Source organism: Natrarchaeobius oligotrophus, from assembly GCF_003841465.1.
Classification (GTDB): domain Archaea; phylum Halobacteriota; class Halobacteria; order Halobacteriales; family Natrialbaceae; genus Natrarchaeobius; species Natrarchaeobius oligotrophus.
In genome coordinates this window covers 284,817-302,162 of the sequence record NZ_REFZ01000004.1, presented here as the reverse complement: position 1 = coordinate 302,162, position 17,346 = coordinate 284,817, and the positions used below count along the sequence as shown (strand labels likewise).

The 17,346-nt window shown below is 67.8% G+C and carries 20 protein-coding genes; all 20 read left to right on the top strand.

The features are described 5' to 3' along the window. Positions 1 to 158 precede the first annotated feature (158 nt). Positions 159 to 545: a DUF5789 family protein gene (locus tag EA472_RS08180; RefSeq protein ID WP_124191014.1), complete on the top strand. Its 387-nt coding sequence runs from the start codon at positions 159 to 161 to the stop codon at positions 543 to 545. A 114-nt stretch (positions 546 to 659) separates the two neighbouring features. Beyond that, positions 660 to 1,271 carry a translation initiation factor IF-2 subunit beta gene (locus EA472_RS08175; protein ID WP_124191013.1) on the top strand — a complete coding sequence of 204 codons (612 nt, stop codon included), beginning with the start codon at positions 660 to 662 and terminating at the stop codon, positions 1,269 to 1,271. A 163-nt stretch (positions 1,272 to 1,434) separates the two neighbouring features. After that, positions 1,435 to 2,073 (top strand): HAD family hydrolase, encoded by a 639-nt coding sequence (locus EA472_RS08170; protein WP_124191012.1) that lies wholly within the window; start codon positions 1,435 to 1,437, stop codon positions 2,071 to 2,073. Between the two features lie 148 nt (positions 2,074 to 2,221). After that, the gene (cbiB, locus tag EA472_RS08165) at positions 2,222 to 3,244 is read left to right on the top strand and encodes an adenosylcobinamide-phosphate synthase CbiB (protein WP_124191011.1); all 1,023 of its coding nucleotides are present in this window, start codon (positions 2,222 to 2,224) and stop codon (positions 3,242 to 3,244) included. Then, on the top strand, positions 3,241 to 3,999 hold the full coding sequence (cobS, locus tag EA472_RS08160) for an adenosylcobinamide-GDP ribazoletransferase (RefSeq protein WP_124191010.1): 759 nt from the start codon (positions 3,241 to 3,243) through the stop codon (positions 3,997 to 3,999). The genes cbiB and cobS overlap by 4 nt, the downstream gene beginning before the upstream one ends. After that, complete coding sequence (locus tag EA472_RS08155) at positions 3,999 to 4,610, top strand: NTP transferase domain-containing protein (protein ID WP_124191062.1); 612 nt, start codon at positions 3,999 to 4,001, stop codon at positions 4,608 to 4,610. Before cobS ends, EA472_RS08155 begins: the two co-directional genes overlap by 1 nt. Beyond that, the gene (cobT, locus tag EA472_RS08150; protein ID WP_124191009.1) at positions 4,601 to 5,659 is read left to right on the top strand and encodes a nicotinate mononucleotide-dependent phosphoribosyltransferase CobT; all 1,059 of its coding nucleotides are present in this window, start codon (positions 4,601 to 4,603) and stop codon (positions 5,657 to 5,659) included. Before EA472_RS08155 ends, cobT begins: the two co-directional genes overlap by 10 nt. Beyond that, entirely contained in the window at positions 5,649 to 6,710 is a 1,062-nt protein-coding gene (locus tag EA472_RS08145) for a threonine-phosphate decarboxylase (protein ID WP_124191008.1), read from the top strand. Before cobT ends, EA472_RS08145 begins: the two co-directional genes overlap by 11 nt. Then, on the top strand, positions 6,710 to 7,489 hold the full coding sequence (locus EA472_RS08140; protein ID WP_124191007.1) for an adenosylcobinamide amidohydrolase: 780 nt from the start codon (positions 6,710 to 6,712) through the stop codon (positions 7,487 to 7,489). Before EA472_RS08145 ends, EA472_RS08140 begins: the two co-directional genes overlap by 1 nt. A 26-nt stretch (positions 7,490 to 7,515) precedes the next feature. Beyond that, positions 7,516 to 7,926: a hypothetical protein gene (locus tag EA472_RS08135; protein ID WP_124191006.1), complete on the top strand. Its 411-nt coding sequence runs from the start codon at positions 7,516 to 7,518 to the stop codon at positions 7,924 to 7,926. Positions 7,927 to 8,041: 115 nt separating this feature from the next. Next, positions 8,042 to 8,251 (top strand): hypothetical protein, encoded by a 210-nt coding sequence (locus EA472_RS08130; protein WP_124191005.1) that lies wholly within the window; start codon positions 8,042 to 8,044, stop codon positions 8,249 to 8,251. 69 nt (positions 8,252 to 8,320) lie between these two features. Next, complete coding sequence (locus EA472_RS08125) at positions 8,321 to 8,614, top strand: hypothetical protein (protein WP_243637800.1); 294 nt, start codon at positions 8,321 to 8,323, stop codon at positions 8,612 to 8,614. A gap of 69 nt (positions 8,615 to 8,683) precedes the next feature. Continuing rightward, positions 8,684 to 9,055 carry a helix-turn-helix domain-containing protein gene (locus tag EA472_RS08120; RefSeq protein ID WP_165874851.1) on the top strand — a complete coding sequence of 124 codons (372 nt, stop codon included), beginning with the start codon at positions 8,684 to 8,686 and terminating at the stop codon, positions 9,053 to 9,055. 78 nt (positions 9,056 to 9,133) lie between these two features. Further along, complete coding sequence (locus EA472_RS08115) at positions 9,134 to 10,705, top strand: ATP-binding protein (protein ID WP_124191004.1); 1,572 nt, start codon at positions 9,134 to 9,136, stop codon at positions 10,703 to 10,705. A gap of 118 nt (positions 10,706 to 10,823) precedes the next feature. Then, positions 10,824 to 11,942, top strand: a complete 1,119-nt coding sequence (locus tag EA472_RS08110) for a hypothetical protein (RefSeq protein WP_124191003.1) — start codon at positions 10,824 to 10,826, stop codon at positions 11,940 to 11,942. Positions 11,943 to 11,944: 2 nt separating this feature from the next. After that, a complete protein-coding gene (locus EA472_RS08105; RefSeq protein WP_124191002.1) occupies positions 11,945 to 12,493 on the top strand; it encodes a cupredoxin domain-containing protein in 549 nt (182 codons plus the stop codon). A 97-nt stretch (positions 12,494 to 12,590) separates the two neighbouring features. Further along, complete coding sequence (locus EA472_RS08100) at positions 12,591 to 13,103, top strand: YkgJ family cysteine cluster protein (protein ID WP_124191001.1); 513 nt, start codon at positions 12,591 to 12,593, stop codon at positions 13,101 to 13,103. Between the two features lie 185 nt (positions 13,104 to 13,288). Then, a complete protein-coding gene (locus EA472_RS08095; RefSeq protein WP_124191000.1) occupies positions 13,289 to 13,573 on the top strand; it encodes a translation initiation factor eIF-1A in 285 nt (94 codons plus the stop codon). Positions 13,574 to 13,864: 291 nt separating this feature from the next. Then, positions 13,865 to 15,685: a DUF2339 domain-containing protein gene (locus EA472_RS08090; RefSeq protein ID WP_124190999.1), complete on the top strand. Its 1,821-nt coding sequence runs from the start codon at positions 13,865 to 13,867 to the stop codon at positions 15,683 to 15,685. Between the two features lie 114 nt (positions 15,686 to 15,799). After that, positions 15,800 to 17,341, top strand: a complete 1,542-nt coding sequence (locus tag EA472_RS08085) for a phytoene desaturase family protein (RefSeq protein ID WP_124190998.1) — start codon at positions 15,800 to 15,802, stop codon at positions 17,339 to 17,341. Positions 17,342 to 17,346 lie beyond the last annotated feature (5 nt).

Sequence of the window (17,346 nt, the reverse complement as noted above, 5' to 3'; positions counted from 1 at the left end):
ACGAGAACGGTGGCTCATAAGTACCCCTGAACTGGCAAGCGACGGTGGTGACGCTTCGAAACCGAAGTCGGCGCGGGCGACCCGGGAGTGTCGTCGCGTGCCGACGGCTCGCAGACGCCGGCAGACCCCTTTTCACTCGAGTGCGGAAAGTGTGCGGTATGGACGAGAACGAACCCGACCGAAACCGCGCACAGGATCGCGCCGAACGCCGGAAATCAAGCCGGGCGGATCGCGTCGAGTCCGTTCTCGACGACGTAGAGCGCGACCTCGGTGAGCTCGAGTATCCGGTGACGAGCGAGGAGATCGCCACGGAGTACGGCAACGAGCCGATCGACATGCCGAACGAGACGGAGTCACTCGGGAGCGTCTTCGACCGACTTGCCGGCGAGCAGTTCGACGATCCTGAGGAGGTCCGCGAAGCAGTCTACGGCGAGATCACGGGCGAAGCCGGCGACGCACGCGAGGCGAACCCGGAGCGCGACCTCGAGCGGCTGGACGAGGAAAAACAGGGGTCGATCGGCGAGAGCGCGGGCGATACGCTCTGAGGTCGAATTCGGTACGGTCACGGCCCGGATCCTGCTGGCTGCGGCCCGAGGGCGATCCGTCGATTCGACTGTGAGAGCAGAACGGATTTACGTCAGCGTCGTCTGTTCCCGCGTATGGATTACGAATCGAGTCTCGACCGAGCGATGGACGACGTTCCGGACATCGGCGGCGACGAGGAGCGACTCCAGATTCCCGACGCCCAAGCGCAAAAGGACGGCGCGTTTACGCGGTTTACGAACCTCGGCGAGATCGCCGACGTGCTCTCGCGCGAGGACGAACACCTCCACCGGTTCGTCCAGCGCGAGATGGGAACGAGCGGCAAACTCGAGAGCGGACGCGGCCGGTACAACGGGACGTTCTCCGAGCAGGACTTCGACGCGGCGATCGACGCCTACGTCGACGAGTACGTGCTCTGTTCGGAGTGTGGGCTGCCGGACACGCGACTCGTCCGCGAGGATCGGACGCCGATGCTTCGCTGTGACGCCTGCGGTGCGTTCCGTCCGGTCACCAAGCGCTCGACGAGCAGCCAGCAACAGCAACAGACCGAAGCCGTCGAGGAGGGCAAGACCTACACCGTCGAGATCACCGGCACCGGCCGGAAAGGTGACGGCGTCGCGGAGAAGGGCAAGTACACGATCTTCGTTCCGGGCGCGAACGAGGGCGACGTGGTCGAAATCTACATCAAGAACATCTCGGGCAACCTCGCGTTCGCGCGCCTCGCCTGAGACGGACTGCTGTCGGTCGTCTCCGGGATAGCCACGAAGCGTCTGTGGTTGCACCGGGACATCGGTACCGCAATCCGGACGAGTCGATTCCGACGGCACGCGCCGGCCATCCCCTACCGCGTGGACCGCGAAACTAAAGTCAGCTTGTGCTAGTTACACGATCGTGGCCGTCTCGTTCGATCTCTTCGGAACGCTCGTGACCGCAGACAGGCCGGCGGATCCGGCCGCAGCGATCGCCGCGGAACTCGAGGGCCGCGGCGTTTCCGTCCCCGACGACTGGGGGGACGCCTACGTCGAGCGTCACGTCGACGCGCCCGAGAACGCCGAGGTTCCGCTGCCGGCGCACGTCGCACACGCACTCGCGAGCCGCGGAGTCGACTGGGAAGAAAACGCCGTCAGACGGGCGGTCGTGGCTGCGTTCGATTCCGACGTCGAGACGAATCCCGGAGCGCTCGAAGCGATCGAGGCGGCCGACGCGGCCGGTCCGATCGCGATCTGTTCGAACTGCAGCGTCCCGGAACTCGTCGCGCGAACGCTCGTGCGAGCAGAGTTCGATCGCCGCAGATTCGACGCGATCGTCACGAGCATCGGCTGTGGCTGGCGCAAACCCGCACCCGACATCTTCGAACTGACGGCGGCCGAACTCGGCGTCGAACCGGTCGACCTCGTCCACGTCGGCGACGATCCGCGGACGGACGGCGGAATCGAGCGCGTCGGCGGAACGGCGATGCTGCTCGAGGAGCGCCCGCTTCGATCGATCGCGACGGAACTCTCGACCGAGACGGGGGGTGGTGAGCCGTGATCGCCTCGAGCGTACGCGACGGGAGCGGACGGAGACGGAACGGAGAACGAACTCCGGTGAGACAGCGTGAACGAACGCCGGTGAGACGGGGCGAACGAAAACCGGTGGAACGAACCCGACCGCGTGAGCGAGAGACGCAGGGGCGACCGTGGCGCTGACGACGCTCGCGCTGATCGCGCTCGCGTTCAGCCTGGATCTGCTCGTCGGCGAGCCCCGTAACGCGTTTCACCCGGTCGCCTGGTTCGGTCGCCTCGTGAGTGCAACCGACCGAGAGTGGAGTGCGGACGAGCGGCGACAGCAACTGGCGGGCGTCGCAATCGCGGCCGGTCTCCCGCTCGTAGCCGCCGTCGCCGCCGGCGGGTTGGTCCTGCTCGCGTCGAACTGGAGCCAGCTCGTCGGCGCGGTCCTCGCCGGCGTCGTGTTGTTTCTGACGATCAGCCTGCGATCGCTGCTCGAGCTGACCGACGAGGTCGTTCGGGCCACGGACGCCGACGTCGAGACCGCGCGCGAGCGGGTGCGCGGGTTGGTCGGCCGCGACGCCTCGGCGCTCTCGCCCGCGGAGGTGCGAAGCGCAGCGATCGAGAGCGCGGCCGAGAATCTCTCCGACGGGTTGGTCGCGGTATTGCTACCGTTCGCCGTGCTCGCGCCGATTTCGCTGCCGCTTGCCGCCGCCGTCGCCGCGTGGATCAAGGCCGTCAACACGCTGGATTCGATGCTCGGCTATCCGTCGAAGCCGCTGGGGACCGCGAGCGCACGGCTCGACGACGCGGTCATGTGGATTCCGGCACGAGTGACCGCGGTCGCGATTGCCGTCGCCGTCGTCGACGTCCGGTCGCTATTTCGCGCGCGCGAATGCGCTCGAACCCCCTCTTCACCGAACTCCGGCTGGCCGATGGCGACCCTCGCACACGTGCTCTCGGTTCGGCTGACAAAACCGGGCGCGTACGCGTTGAATCCCGGGGCCGACTGGCCGACGGTCGCCGACGGCGAACGAGCCGTAACGCTCGTCGGCCTGGCGGCGGTCGTCTCGGTCCTGATCGCGGCCGTCCTCGCGGCCGCGAGTGCGGCGACCGTCACCGAACTCGAGACGAGCGGGGCGCTCTCACCGATCGGTGCGGCGATCGGATCGACGCGTCCGCGGGTCGATCCGGCGGAGGTGGTGCGTCGATGATCGGCCGATGGATCGGCGCGGTTCGCGGCGGGCTCGGGTTTCTGACGCGGCTACCGGTCGGGTACGAAGACGGCGACTGGGAGGCGTTCCGGTCGACGCCGGCAGCGCTGCCGATCGTGGGGCTCGTCGCCGGCTCGTTGGCCGCGATTCCCCTCCTGGGGACCGGGACGCTGCCGGCCGTGACGGTCGCGTTCGGCTACGTTCTGGCGGTGTACGCCGTGACGGGGATCCACCACCTCGACGGCGTCGCCGATCTGGGCGACGCGGTCGTCGTCCACGGTGACGTCGAGCGCCGCCGGGACGCGATGAAAGACACGACGACCGGCGTCGGCGCGGTGCTCTCGGTGGCGCTCGTCGTGAGCGGGCTCGCACTCGGCGGGCTCGGACTGGCCGGACTTCCGGCGCTCGCGGCGGTCGCAGTCGCGGTCGCCGCCGAGATCGGCGCGAAGCTGGGGCTGGCAGGCATGGCGTGTTTCGGACGCGCGAGTCGGGACGGGATGGGAAAGCAATTCGTCGAGAACGCTACTCTCAGAGGGGTACTCCCGCCGGCGGTCGTCGTCCTCGCCGGAACGACGATCGTCTGGCCGCACCCGGCCGCGGTCGCGCTCTGCGGTGCGGTCGTCGCCGTCTCGCTGCCGTGGTACTGGGCGAACCGGTATCTCGACGGCGTCAGCGGCGACGTCTTCGGCGCGGCGAACGAGATCGCGCGCGTCGTCGGCGTCCACGCGGGGGTGATCGCGTGGACGCTCTCGTGATGTGCGGCGGCCGCGGGACGCGCCTCGAGAGCGACCGCGAGAAGCCGCTCCATCGGATTCGAGGGACGACGATGGTCGAGCGCGTGGTCGACGCGCTCGAGGCCAGCGACGTAGAGTCGATCTCCGCCGCCACGTCGCCAAACGCACCCGAGACGCGGCGTTTACTCGCGGACGACGATCGCGTCGACCTCGTCGAGACGCCCGGTGACGGCTACGTCGACGATCTGCTGGCCGCCCTCGATCGGCCGGACGTGTCGACGCCACTGTTGACGGTGCCGGCCGACCTGCCGTTACTCGAGGCGCCGACGATCGACCGGGTGTGCGCCGATCACGGCGACCTGAACGCCTCGCGAACGGTGTGCGTGCCGGCGGCGTTCAAGCGCCGACTCGGCGTGAGCGACGAGACGCGACTCCAGCCGAACGATCACCTCGTGCCGACCGGGGTCAACGTCGTCGGCGATCCGGAGGAATCACACGAAATGACGGACGTACGCTACGACTACCGACTCGCTGTCAACGTGAACAGACTCGAAGACGCCCGTATCGCGGCCGCGCTACTGGAGAGCGACGGGTCCGACGCCAGAAGCGGAGGTGCCGACCGATGCGCGTGATCCTGCCCGCGGGGACGACCGAAACGGCGCTGATCGACGGCATCAGCGCCGCGGGTGCCGCCCCGGAACTGATGGCCCACACGCCGTCGGCCGACGTCGAGATCCTCGCCTACGGCGAGCCGACCGGTGCGCCCGTGACGCCGGTGAGTCCGACCGGCTGTCCGACGCCGGCCGCGGTGACGCGGGCCGTCCGCGAGGTGGTCGGATTCGACCTCGCGGTCGTCGACGCCGGACTCGCACGACCGACGGCCGCACCGACGGTCGACCTCGGCGTCGACCCCGGCGCCACCGTCCGCGACGCCGTCGCCGTCGAGGATTCCGAAGCGATCTTCGACCGAGCGCACGACTTCGGCTCGAGCCTGCCGGACGACGAGGTGCTGATCGGCGAGACCGTCCCCGGCGGGACGACGACCGCACTCGGCGTGCTCACCGCCCTGGGCGAGCCGGCGACCGTCTCGTCGTCGCTGCCGGAGAACCCGCTCGAGCGAAAGCGCCGCACGGTCGATCAGGGGCTCGACGCGAGCGATCTGGAGCCCGGAGCGTGCGCGACCGAACCGATGGCCGCGATCCGTGCGGTTGGCGATCCGGTCCAGCCGACCGTCGCCGGAATCGCGGCGGGCGCGCTCGAGGCGGGAATCGACGTGACCCTCGCCGGCGGAACGCAGATGGTCGCCGTCGCGGCCGTACTGCGCCACGCCGGCGTCGAGGATCGGCTCTCGATCGCAACCACGTCGTTCGTCGCCGACGAGCAGGGCGAGCGACTCGAGCGCGCCTGCGAGCGACTCGAGTGCGACCTCGTCGTCACCGATCCGGGCTTCGATCGCCGCGGTCACGTCGCGATGGAACGCTACTGTGCCGGCGAGGCGAAAGAGGGCGTCGCGATGGGCGGTGCCCTCTCGCTCGTTTCCGACGACGAACTGCAAGCGGTCAGAGAGCGCTTCGAAACCATCTGCGATCGGCTCGGCATCGGATCTGACGGCCCGGGAGAGACGGCGACGGACGGGAACGGAGAGGCGAGTTCGGACGGGGGGAAGCGGCGTGGATCCTGACTCGATGCGAACCGGGGTGCGGGTTCCCCACGGCGGCGACCCCGATCCGACCGTCCTCGACTTTTCGGCGAACACGAATCCGGACGCACCGGCCGGCGTCGAGGCGGTGTACGAGCGCGCGCTCGAGGAGTCCCGTCGGTACCCCGACGACGAGTACCCGGCGTTTCGGGCCGCCGCCGCCGAGTTCGTCGGCTGCGACCGCGCGTCGGTGATCCCCGCGCCGGGTGGGCTGGCCGCGATCAGACTCGCCACGGAGTTCTCTCTCGAGCCGGGAGACGAGGCCGTCGTTCCGTACCCGAGCTTCGGGGAGTACGCCCGGGAGGTTCGGCTCCAGGGCGCGAAGCCGCGGTTCGTCAGGTACGACGACGTCTGTGACCTCGGTCCGTCCGTGCTCGAGGCCGCGTCGCTCGCGATCGTCTGTACGCCGAACAACCCGACCGGCGACGCGGTCGCTCTCGACGACCTCGAGGGACTCGCAGACCGGTGTGCAACGGCGGGGACGACGCTGCTCGTCGACGAGGCGTTTCTCGGGTTCACGGATCTCCCGTCGGCGGTCGGCCTCGAACGCGAGAACGTGATCGTCGCTCGCTCGCTCACGAAGCTGTTCGGACTGCCCGGGCTCCGAGCCGGGTTCGCGGTGGCCTGCGGCGAGCAACGGGAGGCGCTCGAGACGGCACGCAGATCGTGGTCGCTCGGCGTCCCCGCCGCACGCGTCGGAGCCTACTGTCTCCGACGGGACGAGTTCGTGCGCGAGACGAGAGAGCGAACCGCCCGGGAGCGCGACCGGCTTCGCGAGGCGCTCGAGCGTCGGTTCGACGTCCACTCCGCCGACGCGCCGTACCTGCTGTGTGGCGTCGGCGAAGACGACGATCGGACCGTCGAGAGCGTCCTCGAGGAGGCCAGCCGGGAGGGGATCGTCGTCCGGGACGCGAGGACGTTTCGTGGCCTCGACTCCCACATTCGCGTCGCCGTGAAAGATCGGGAAGCGAACGACCGGCTGCTCGCGGCGTTGAACGTCTCCGACTCGAAGGCGTCCGAGGAGGGCGAGTGATGGCCAACGGCGACCCGGAGTATCGCGCCGTCCGACGGGACGGAGTGCTCCGCGTCGCTCGGCGCGGAACCGAGTGGCTCTCGAGCGGCTGGAACGGCGGCAGACGAACCGCCGACGTCGCGTACAACGTCTCGGTTCCTGACGGCTGGGATCGAACGGATCTGTCGGCTTACGTCGCCGCTCGCCTCGAGCGCGCGGGCTTCGGGTCGAACGGCGACGAACGCGACGCACCGGTCCTGCTCACCGGGGTCGACCTCGAGCACGCGCGCGGCTCGCGGTGTGGCTCGGTGACGGCGTACGCGACCGCCGGATTGTCGAATCCCGCCGCGTTGCCGATGGATCCCGACGGTGGGACTCTCCCCGACAGCGTCACCGACGACGGCCCGGCGGACGAGCCGAGCCCGGATCCGCTGGGGACGGTGAACCTCGTCGTCGGGACGACGCGAGCGCTCGCTTCCGGCGCGCTGGCGAACCTGCTCGCGGTCGCGGCCGAGGCCAAGGCGGCGACGCTGCTCTCGACGACCGGATTTCCGGGCACGACGACCGACGCGATCGCCGTCGGACACGCTCCCGACGGACGCGCGAGTACCTTCTCCGGGAGCGCAACGCCCGTCGGCGCGGCGACGCGGGCCTGCGTTCGCGACGCCGTCACCGCGTCGCTTCGATCCCGATACGAGGACGCCGACGGGTACCCGGCGTCGGTCGCGGAGGCGACGTACGGCGTCTCGACCGACGTCGAAGCGCGCGTCTTCCGCCCGCCGATCGAGCGCGACAGTTAACGGGATCGGCGTCCAACGCGGGAACGATGGGAGGGGACGACCCGTCAGCGATCCGTTCGCTCGCGATCACGGCCGAAGACGCCGTCGACGCGTACGCCTACGGCCGGGAGAATCCCGGGACAGCCGTCCTGCGGATCACCCCGCCGTTTCACGGCCGGATGCGGGCGCGCCTCCACGTCTGTCGAACCGACGACGCGGCCGCGACAGGCGCGATCCACGTCCCGCCCGGAGACGTCATCGACGACGACGTCCTCGAGGCGTATCCGACGCTCGAGGGCGAGTTCGACTCGGGGCCGACGGACACAGAGCGGGTCCGAAAACGCCACGCCGAGGCCGTCGGGGAGTGGCGATCGCGCGCACGCGAGGCGATCGTCGACCGCGTCACCCTCGAGACCGTCGACGGCGACCACGTCGTGGAGGTCAACCGACTCGAGTGACCGCGGTCGACGAGCGGTCGGTCGGTGAAATCCTTCGACACAGCGATTCTCGAGACCACTTTCACTTTCACCTCGGACGGATCGGATTGACGTACTGTCGGTCCAATCGAGACGTATGACACTGATCGTCGACCGGAGCGCCGATCACGACCGAACCGGCGAGGACGGACCGAACGCTGCGGAGACTCCCGAGCGCAAACGTATCGACGTGACCGACCTCCACGCGGCCGGAGTCGAAGAGTTCGTCCGCTCGAGCGTCGACACCGACGCGGTCTCGCTCGAGAATCGGGGCGCGCGAACCTACCTCGTCCTCGACGAGCGGTGATCGTCGGCGTTTTCCGAAACTCTGCGGTCCGATCGGCGACGGCACGTAGATTCACGGGCGCGTACTCCGTTGTCTCACCCACTGGTCGAGACGATTCGCGTCGATCGAAAGGAACTCACCGCCGACGAGATTCTTCGCGAGCTCGAGCGAGGAAATCGCGTGATCGTCGACGTCGACATCCTCGGGCGGACGATGAACGTGGCGATCAGGCGTCGAGGTGGAACGTATTACTGTGATACCGCGCTGAAGCTGCTGAGAGACGAAAGCGACGGGGAGATGCGAACGCGTCTCGAGCGGTATCGCCTGGCAAGGCCGACCGGCGACGAACTCGAACGGGAGGCGGCGCAGTCGACCGGTGGGTGACGACGAGGTCGATCCGGCGCGAGTGCGACGTGACCCATAGCTAAGAGGACGGCAGCCGAACGATTCCGCATGGTCGAACGCGAGCACGCCATGGAAGCACTCATGCTCGTCGACGATCCGGCGTTCGAACGGATCATGGAGTGCGTCTTCGGAATACAGTCCCACGAAACCAGAACGTTCCTCCGATTATACGAACTCCAGGGAAGTACGGTATCGGAACTCGCCGCCGACCTGGAACGCGACCGGAGTACCGTAAACCGATCGCTGTCGACGCTGTGTGAGAAGGAACTGGTGACGCGAGAGCGTCGACTGCTCGAGGGAGGCGGATACGTCTATCAGTACTTCGCGGTTCCAGTGGCCGACGTACACGAGTTGATGCACGAGGCGGTCGACGAATGGGCGGAGACGGTTCACGAACGGATCGACGAGTTCCAGCCGTAGGCATCGCGTCCCGAAAGCGCTCGAAACGGGAACCGTATCGAGAGGCAACTTTTTGTAGTACGGTTTTAACGGAGTGATATGGTTCGCCGGAGCAGCGAGATCGAACTCGCGGGGATTCTCGTCGCGGCGCTGGGATTCGGGTTGACGCGACTGATCGTCGCCGAAACCGTCGACGCGGACGCGGTGGTTCCGTTTCTCGTCGCCGGGGCAGTGTCGCTGGTGATCGGACTCGGAATCACCGTCTTCGGCGTTGCACTCGCCATAGGCAGCTTTCGCCGGACGTACGTTCGAACCGTCGCGACGTGGACCTACCTCGGGACGGCCGCGATGGCGGTCGTTCTCGGACTGACCGCCGCAGAAGCGGTGTTTCGCAGCGGCTCGCCAACGACGGTTCTCGAGTCGAACGTGCTCGTGGCGAACGTCCTGCTCGGCGGTGCGGTCGGCGGAGCAGTGATCGGCGACCGCTCGGCTGCGAGTCGCCGACGACGGGAGGAGATCGAACGACAGGCCGACCGCGCGGTACTGATCAACCGCATCCTTCGCCACGAGGTGTTGAACAGTGCGACGGTCGTTCGAGGCTACTCGGACCTGCTCGTAACGCACACGAGCTCCGAAAGCGTCGACGCAATCCGGGAAGCCGCCGACCGAATCGAGACGACCGTCGAAGATGTCGGCGACCTCGCGGCGGCGGACGAATCGCCGCTGGGTCGCGTCGATCTTACCACCGCCACGAAAGCGGTCCTCTCCGAGTACGACGATTCCTCCGTCGAGAGCGACCTCGAGTCCGTCGACGTGCTCGCGGACGAACGGATCGCGATCGTCGTTCGAGAGCTACTCGAGAACGCCCTGGTCCACGGACGCGAACGGGCTGTCGTTGCTTCCGGAGCGGACTCGCCGACCGGGGACCGATCGTCCGTCTCGGTGACCGTCGGAGCCGCCGGTTCCGTCGCCGAACTTCGCATCTCCGACGCCGGCGCGGGGCTTCCAGCGCGCCAGCACGACTTGCTCGAGTCGGGACGTCTCCCCGAGTACGACGATCCGACGGCGGGATTCGGCCTCCAGCGCGTTCGTCTCCTCGTCGAACGGTACGAGGGATCGATCGCGGTCGAAACCGAAGGCGGAACGACGATAACCATCACCCTCCCTCGTGCCCCGGAGACTACCGAATCGGGATCGGCGCTTGGAATCGACGGGAATCGACTCGGAGCCGCAGCTGTCGCGTCGATCGTCGCCGGTCTGGCGATGGGGTTGTACCTCCAGTATGCACAGGGTCTGCTTCCGGTTATCGGTGCGCTCTACGGCGTCGACAATGCGGTGGTCGGATGGATCACCCACCTGTTCCACAGCGTCGTCTTCGGTCTGGTCTTTGCCGCCGGTACCGTCCGCCCGGCGGCGAGGCGGTATCACGGCGTGGCCGCTCGAACCGGACTCGGAATCGCGTGGGGAGTCGTCCTCTGGCTCGTCGCGGCCGGAGTCGTCATGCCGGCCTGGCTCACCGCGGTCGGCGTCCAGGCGGTGGTCCCCAACCTCACCGGACCGGGGCTCGTGTCGCACGTCCTCTGGGGAGGAGTTCTGGGCGGGCTGTACACTGTACTCGCCGACCGGTTCGATCGGACGTCTACGACGTCGATTCGGCGACCCTGGCGTTGAGTCGAACTGCCGACACCGTGCGGTCGGACGAACGCAGTACAAAAGTACATCGGGCTCTGGCGCGAGTGACACACGACCACCATAGGGCCAACCGGTACTCGAACGTCCGTTCGCGTGTATGACCATCGATCCATCGCGAACGGTAGATCGCAGGCGAGTGATACAGGTCCTCGGCGCGAGCGGAGCGCTCGCGGTCGCCGGCTGTCTCGGAGACGACGAGGCCGCGGCAGACGACGGGACGGACGACGAGAACGGCGACGACGCCGACGAAACGACGGACGGAGACGAGGACGATAGCACAGAAGAGCTGTCGAGCCTCGAGCCCGGACCGGCCGGCGAGTCGCTCTCGGCCGACGACATCGGGGCGCTCGTCGCCGCGTTCGACGATCAGCCGATGAACGAAGCGCAACACGAAATCGACGGCGAAAACGGAAGTTACACGCCGCGTCACGTCTGGAAGTGGGTCAGCGACGAGACGCTGATCGGGTTGCACTTCGACGAGCCGAACCCCGAAGAAGCGACCGCGCTCGATTACATCACGATCGGTCGGAAGGGACTGTTCACCGAAGAGAGCCAGCCGGACGAGGAGTTCACGCACTTCCACCAGCACACGGCCGACAGCTGGGAGGGCGGACACGGCGGCGAAACCGGAGACGAGGGGTACTGGCTGACCCACATCGCGGTCCGCGAGATCCAGTACCCGTTCCACGACGAGTCGATCGACGCCAGGGTCGACTACGAGTTCATGCCGACGCCGCCGGAGGAGGGAAGCGACGGCCACGACGCCGGCTGGAACGCCCCCGACGGCGGGGAAGGAGACCTCTCTGACGACGACCGCGACGAACTCCTCGAGATCTTCGACGACGAGTGGACGAACGAGGATCAGCAGGAGGCAAACGGGTACACGCCCTCCCACGTCTGGAAGTTCGTCACCGAGGACGTACTGATGTTCCTGCACTGGGACGAGCCAAATCCCGAGGAGGCCAACGAACTGATCTACTTCGGGATCGGCGTCCGCGGTCAGTTCGACGCTGACGACGTCCCCGCGGGACAACACGACGACTTCACCCACTTCCACCTCTGGGAGGCCGACGGCTGGGAAGCCGGCCACGGCGGCCAGGATCCGGACCAGCACGGCTTCTGGCTCGTCCACCACGCCGTTCGCCCCCTCGAGATGCCGTGGGGGGACGTCGAGGTCGGCGTCGATCGCGAGTTCATGCCGACGCCGCCGGAGTAGCGATGTCGCAACGACGATCGAGTCGACGTCGCGTGCTCGCCGGCGCGGGGGCGGCGAGCGTCGCCGCGCTTTCGACGCTCGCCGGCTGTCTCGGCGAGGACGACGACCGAAACGACGAAGCGGCCGAGGACGTCGAGAGCGATGGGGACGGAACCGACGGCGACGAAACGACCGACGCCTCGGGCGACGACGAGACCGACCAGGGGGTGGACGACGACGCCGACGAGGAGTTCGTCGACCTGACCGGCGAGGACGTCGTCGAGATCGAAACGCGGGAGGGCGAGGACGACGAGCCGGCATTCGTCTTCGATCCGCAGTACGTCCGGATCGACGCGGGGACGACCGTCCGGTGGGTCAACGCCGACGGCGTCTTCCACACGGTGACGTCGACGGACTCGATCGACGACAGAAGCGGCGGCGGGGAGACCTTCGACGAGACGATCGCCAGCGAGGGAGAGACGTTCGAGTGGACCGCAGAGGACGTCGGCACGCAACCGTACTACTGCTCGCCCCACGCCGGGTTCATGTACGGCGAACTCGAGGTCGTGTAGTCGCCCTGACCCGTCGTCTTCGGCCTTCCACCTCGAGCGGATCGATCCGCCGCTTCGAGCAGAAAGGCACTTCCCGGCGCGCGCCGTTCGGACGGCCGTGAGCGCAGATGCGACGCGGCGGGTCGAGGTACATCCCGGTCGCGAGGCCGTCGTCGAGTTCGATCCCGACCTCACGTTCGAGTGCGTCGACGACTGCACCTGGTGCTGTCACCACGGCGTGTTGCTCTACGATCGGGATCTCCTCGAACTCGCCCGGCGGGCGAACCTCGCGGAGACGACGACCGACTTCCGAGGCGAGAAGTTCGTCACGCGCGAGGAGAAAGCGCGGGACGATCACGTCGGCGACGACGGTCACGCCTGCGCCTTTCTCCGCGAGGACGGCCTGTGTACGCTTCACCTCGAGGAGGACTGGAAGCCCACCCGGTGTTCCGTGTTCCCCCTCGGCGTCTGGCTCGAGGGCGGCGACCTCCACGTCGACGTGCGGGAGTCGGCCCACGACCACTGCGACGGCCTGAACGTCAGCGAGCGGCGGGTGATCGACAACCTCGAGGCGTTCCTCCCCGAACTCCTCTGGGAACTCGAAAACCCCGATTCGGATCGCCGGCTGTAGGGCCCCCATCGCGCGGCGTCGAACGGCAGTTCCGCCGTGACGAGGTTGGCGGACCGCTCGAGAGATCGGCGTATTTGGCGGTTTCGAGCCATCTCCAGCGTTTTTCGGGAGTTCCGAGTGGGAGTCACGTCAAACGCTACCGCATCTCTCCGATGATTTAAACGTCCGCCGCGCGTAGTGAGGGTGTGACAGAAGAATCCGGGCGACGGAATCTCCGTATGCCCAACAGCGATGAAGTATTCGCCGTCGTAACCGAACACCTCGGAGGCAACCACGTTCGCCTCCGCTGTGAGGACGGCGAGGAGCGTCTCGGCCGCATTCCCGGCCGGATGAAATACCGCACCTGGATCGAACAGGACGACGTCGTCGTCGCGGAACCCTGGGACTGGCAGGACGAAAAAGCCACCATCGAGTGGCGCTACACCGGCCAGGACGCGGATCAGCTCCGGCGCGAAGGCCACATCGACTAAAATTCTGACTTCTCTCGAGAACCGCGCTCGTAGCGGCTGCACTCTCCGTTCGATTCGTGGAACGCGCTCCGACGACAGTTCATAAATCAATAATTGCTATACTAAATTAGGAAGCCGGCCGACGACGCGAGTCGATCCGGAAACAACGCGTTTGCGGTAGGACAGGTGGGCGAAACCGGGCGAACGTCGTCACCCCGCGCCGACCGAATCGGTTACCGTCGACGCCGCGTCCGGATGGGACGATTCCCCACCCCGTGACTTATGAGGAGGCGGTCGAACGTGTTAGACGAGATGAACGACGAGGATCTCCAGCGCGAGGTCGAACGGCTTCGCACGGAGGTCGACGCCCTCCACCGTCGACTCGAGACGATCGAAGAGAGGCTCACCGAGGACGATTCGGTACCGGCGGACGAGCCGACGGAAGGCGCGTCCGCGACCGACGGAATCGACGCGGACGCGGAACCGTCGCCGACGGACGAGGCGGGAGCCGCGGAATCCCAGGAACCCCCGGAGGCGTCGGCCGCCGACCGCGACCTGGAGTCCGTACTCGGGGTTCGGTGGCTCGGGCTCGTGGGTGCGCTCGCGCTCGTCGTCGGCGCGGTCTTTTTCGTCCGGCTCGCGATCGAGATCGGATTGCTCGGACCGGCCGGCCGCGTCGCCGTCGGCGCGCTCGCGGGGCTGGCGCTGTTCGGTGGCGGGCGGTACGCCGCGGTCCGACGTGGACGCGTCCGGTGGGGACGCATCGCCGCCGGCGCGGGCCTGGCGATCGCGTACTTCAGCACGTACGCCGCCTACGGATTCGAAAGCTACCGGGAAGCGATCGGAACGCCGCTGTGGGCCGTCCTCCTCGCGCTGACGCTGCTCGTTACGGTCACCGCGGGCGCGTCGATCCGCGACGGCGCGCCGCTGGTCGCCGGCGAGGCGTTCTTGCTCGGGTACGTCACCGCGACGCTGAGCACCGACGCGGCGACGGTCGCGGTGACACCCGTCTACGTCCTGTTGCTCGCCGGCGGGATCGCGGCCATCGCGACGATCCGCCCGTGGAGCCGCCTGGTCGTCTCGAGTGCGTTTGCCACCTACGGCGTCCTGTTTCTGTGGCTCGTCGATCTCGAGCCGTCAGCGGTGGCGATCGGCGGGGCCGGCGCGGCGGCGTTCGCGACGTACCTGGTCGGCGGCTACGTTCTCCGGGCGGCTGCGAGCACCGGTGAGTCGGACGCGACGTTCGATCGATCGTTCCGCACCCAGGCCGCCGTCCTGACCGTCGCAAACGCCGGCTTCGCGACGCTCTTTCTCGAGATCGCTATCAGGAGTGCGGTCGCGACGTCCGCGGTCGAGGGACTCGGAGCCGTCGCCGTCGCCGCCGCGCTTGCGGGAACGTACCTGCTCACGGACCGGCGGCCGATCCGGCGGGACGGACCGGCGGGTGCGAGCGCGGTCGCGTTCCTCGCGGCGGGGATCGTGCTGGCCGCCGGCACGTTCGCGGCGACCGTCGGCACCCTTGCGGTGGTCTGTGCGGCCGTCACCCTCGCGCGGATCGGAGCCACGCCCGCACTCGAGGTGGGCGCACACGTCGTCGCCGGCGCGCTCGTGGTGAAGCTGCTGGCGGTCGACGCGACGGATCTTCCCGCGTTCGATGCGGCCGATCCGGCGGCGACGTTGACCGGCCGTCCCGTTGCGTTCGCGCTCGCGGTCGCGACCTTCTACGGGTTGGCCTGGTGGTTCTCGCGCGCCGATCCCGCGGCCGACGTTCGCGGTAAAGAGGCGACGGTTCCGGCGGGCTACGCCGCGGCCGCGACGGGACTCGGCGTGTTGATCCTCGGGCTCGAACTGTCGGGAGTCGGCATCTCAATCGCCTGGGTGCTGTTCGGGCTGGCGCTCCTGGGAATCGGTCTCGGGGGCGGCGTTCGGGGCCTCCGGCTGCTCGGCGTCGGCGTGCTCGCGCTCGCCACCGCCAAGGTGTTCCTGTTCGACACGCGCGACCTCGAGGCGGTCGCCCGGACGGCGTCGTTTCTCGTCCTCGGTGTCGCGTTGCTGGTCGCGTCGTACTGCTACGCGCGGTTACGAACGGGATCGAGCGAGGGACTCGGCCTGTCGGATCGCATCGATCGATAGCGACGCCGGACGGCGGGCTCGGGATTCTGCCGGCACCGTTCGAGTCGCTCGATCACCCCGACCCCAACACTGTTGTGACGTACATTTATCACCGCTCCAACAGTCCGTTCGTGTATGCAATCGCTAGCCGGAACGTCCGTGGTCGTGATCGGCGCGGGCGTCGGCGGGCTCTCGACGGCGTGTTATCTCGCGGACGCGGGTGCCGACGTACGGGTCGTCGAGAAAAACGAGCAACTCGGCGGTCGTGCGAGCCGACTCGAGGCCGAGGGGTTTCGCTTCGACATGGGTCCGTCGTGGTACCTGATGCCGGACGTCTTCGAGCGGTTCTTCGGCGACTTCGATCGGACGCCGAGCGACTACTACGAGCTGACGCGACTCGATCCTCACTACAGGCTGTTCTTCAAAGACGGCGAGGACGCAACGCCCACCGACGGTACCGGCGAGGGACCGCGAGCCGACCGGATCGACATCACGCCGGACAGGGAGCGAACGAAAGAGCTGTTCGAGGAGTACGAAGAGGGTGCCGGCGACGCTCTGGAGCGCTATCTCGAGAAGTCCCGCGAAAACTACGAGGTCGGAATGACGCACTTCGTCTACGAGGATCGCTCGCGGCTGCGGGATTTCGTCGACCTGAACGTCGCCCGCCAGGCGCGCGGATTGTCCCTGCTCGGATCGATGCAGGGCCACGTCGAGAACTACTTCGACCATCCGAGGCTCCAGCAGATCATGCAGTACACGCTGGTGTTTCTCGGCGGCTCGCCGACGAACACGCCGGCGCTGTACAACCTCATGAGCCACGTCGACTTCAACCTCGGCGTCTGGTACCCCGACGGTGGCATCGGGGCCGTAATCGACGCGATCGCGGATCTCGGCGCGGAACTCGGCGTCGAGTACGACACCGGACGGCCGGTGACGGCGATTAAGGGAAGGGCGGGAGCGTTTCTGCTCGAGACGCCGGAGGGACCGCTTCGGCCGGACCTTGTCGTCAGCAACGCCGACTACGCCCACACGGAACTGGAGCTGCTCGCGCCCGACCGACGCGGCTACGACGAGGAGTACTGGGAATCGCGAACGTACGCACCCTCGGCGTTTCTGCTCTATCTCGGCGTCGAGGGCGACGTCGACGAACTCGCCCACCACACGCTCGTCCTCCCGCCGGAGTGGCAGTCGCACTTCGATCAGATCTTCGAGGACCCCCAGTGGCCCGACGACCCGGCCTACTACCTCTGCGTTCCCTCCGAGACGGACGACACCGTCGCCCCCGACGGACACAGCGCGCTGTTCGTCCTCGTTCCGATCGCACCCGGTCTGGAGGACACGCCGGAACGGCGGGAGTCCTACCGCGAAAGGATCCTCGACGACGTGGCGCGACACACCGGCGTCGAGCTCCGCGATCGAATCGTCCTCGAGGAGCGCTTTTGCGTCGAGGACTTCGCGAATCGGTACAACAGCTACCGGGGGACGGCGCTCGGACTCGCACACACGCTCCGCCAGACCGCGCTGTTTCGGCCGCCGCACCGCTCGAAAGCGGTCGACGGGCTCTACTTCGTCGGCGGCGACACCACGCCCGGGATCGGGATGCCGATGTGCCTGATCAGCGGTGAACTGACGGCCGAAGCGGTGCTCGAGGACCGCGGCGGACCGGAGCCGAGGTGACGAGC

Coding starts and splice junctions, on each gene's coding strand:
- EA472_RS08180 (WP_124191014.1), top strand. CDS start 159: ATGGACGAGAACGAACCCGACCGAAACCGCGCACAGGATCGCGCCGAA.
- EA472_RS08175 (WP_124191013.1), top strand. CDS start 660: ATGGATTACGAATCGAGTCTCGACCGAGCGATGGACGACGTTCCGGAC.
- cobS (WP_124191010.1), top strand. CDS start 3,241: ATGATCGGCCGATGGATCGGCGCGGTTCGCGGCGGGCTCGGGTTTCTG.
- EA472_RS08155 (WP_124191062.1), top strand. CDS start 3,999: ATGTGCGGCGGCCGCGGGACGCGCCTCGAGAGCGACCGCGAGAAGCCG.
- cobT (WP_124191009.1), top strand. CDS start 4,601: ATGCGCGTGATCCTGCCCGCGGGGACGACCGAAACGGCGCTGATCGAC.
- EA472_RS08140 (WP_124191007.1), top strand. CDS start 6,710: ATGGCCAACGGCGACCCGGAGTATCGCGCCGTCCGACGGGACGGAGTG.
- EA472_RS08135 (WP_124191006.1), top strand. CDS start 7,516: ATGGGAGGGGACGACCCGTCAGCGATCCGTTCGCTCGCGATCACGGCC.
- EA472_RS08130 (WP_124191005.1), top strand. CDS start 8,042: ATGACACTGATCGTCGACCGGAGCGCCGATCACGACCGAACCGGCGAG.
- EA472_RS08120 (WP_165874851.1), top strand. CDS start 8,684: ATGGTCGAACGCGAGCACGCCATGGAAGCACTCATGCTCGTCGACGAT.
- EA472_RS08115 (WP_124191004.1), top strand. CDS start 9,134: ATGGTTCGCCGGAGCAGCGAGATCGAACTCGCGGGGATTCTCGTCGCG.
- EA472_RS08110 (WP_124191003.1), top strand. CDS start 10,824: ATGACCATCGATCCATCGCGAACGGTAGATCGCAGGCGAGTGATACAG.
- EA472_RS08105 (WP_124191002.1), top strand. CDS start 11,945: ATGTCGCAACGACGATCGAGTCGACGTCGCGTGCTCGCCGGCGCGGGG.
- EA472_RS08090 (WP_124190999.1), top strand. CDS start 13,865: ATGAACGACGAGGATCTCCAGCGCGAGGTCGAACGGCTTCGCACGGAG.
- EA472_RS08085 (WP_124190998.1), top strand. CDS start 15,800: ATGCAATCGCTAGCCGGAACGTCCGTGGTCGTGATCGGCGCGGGCGTC.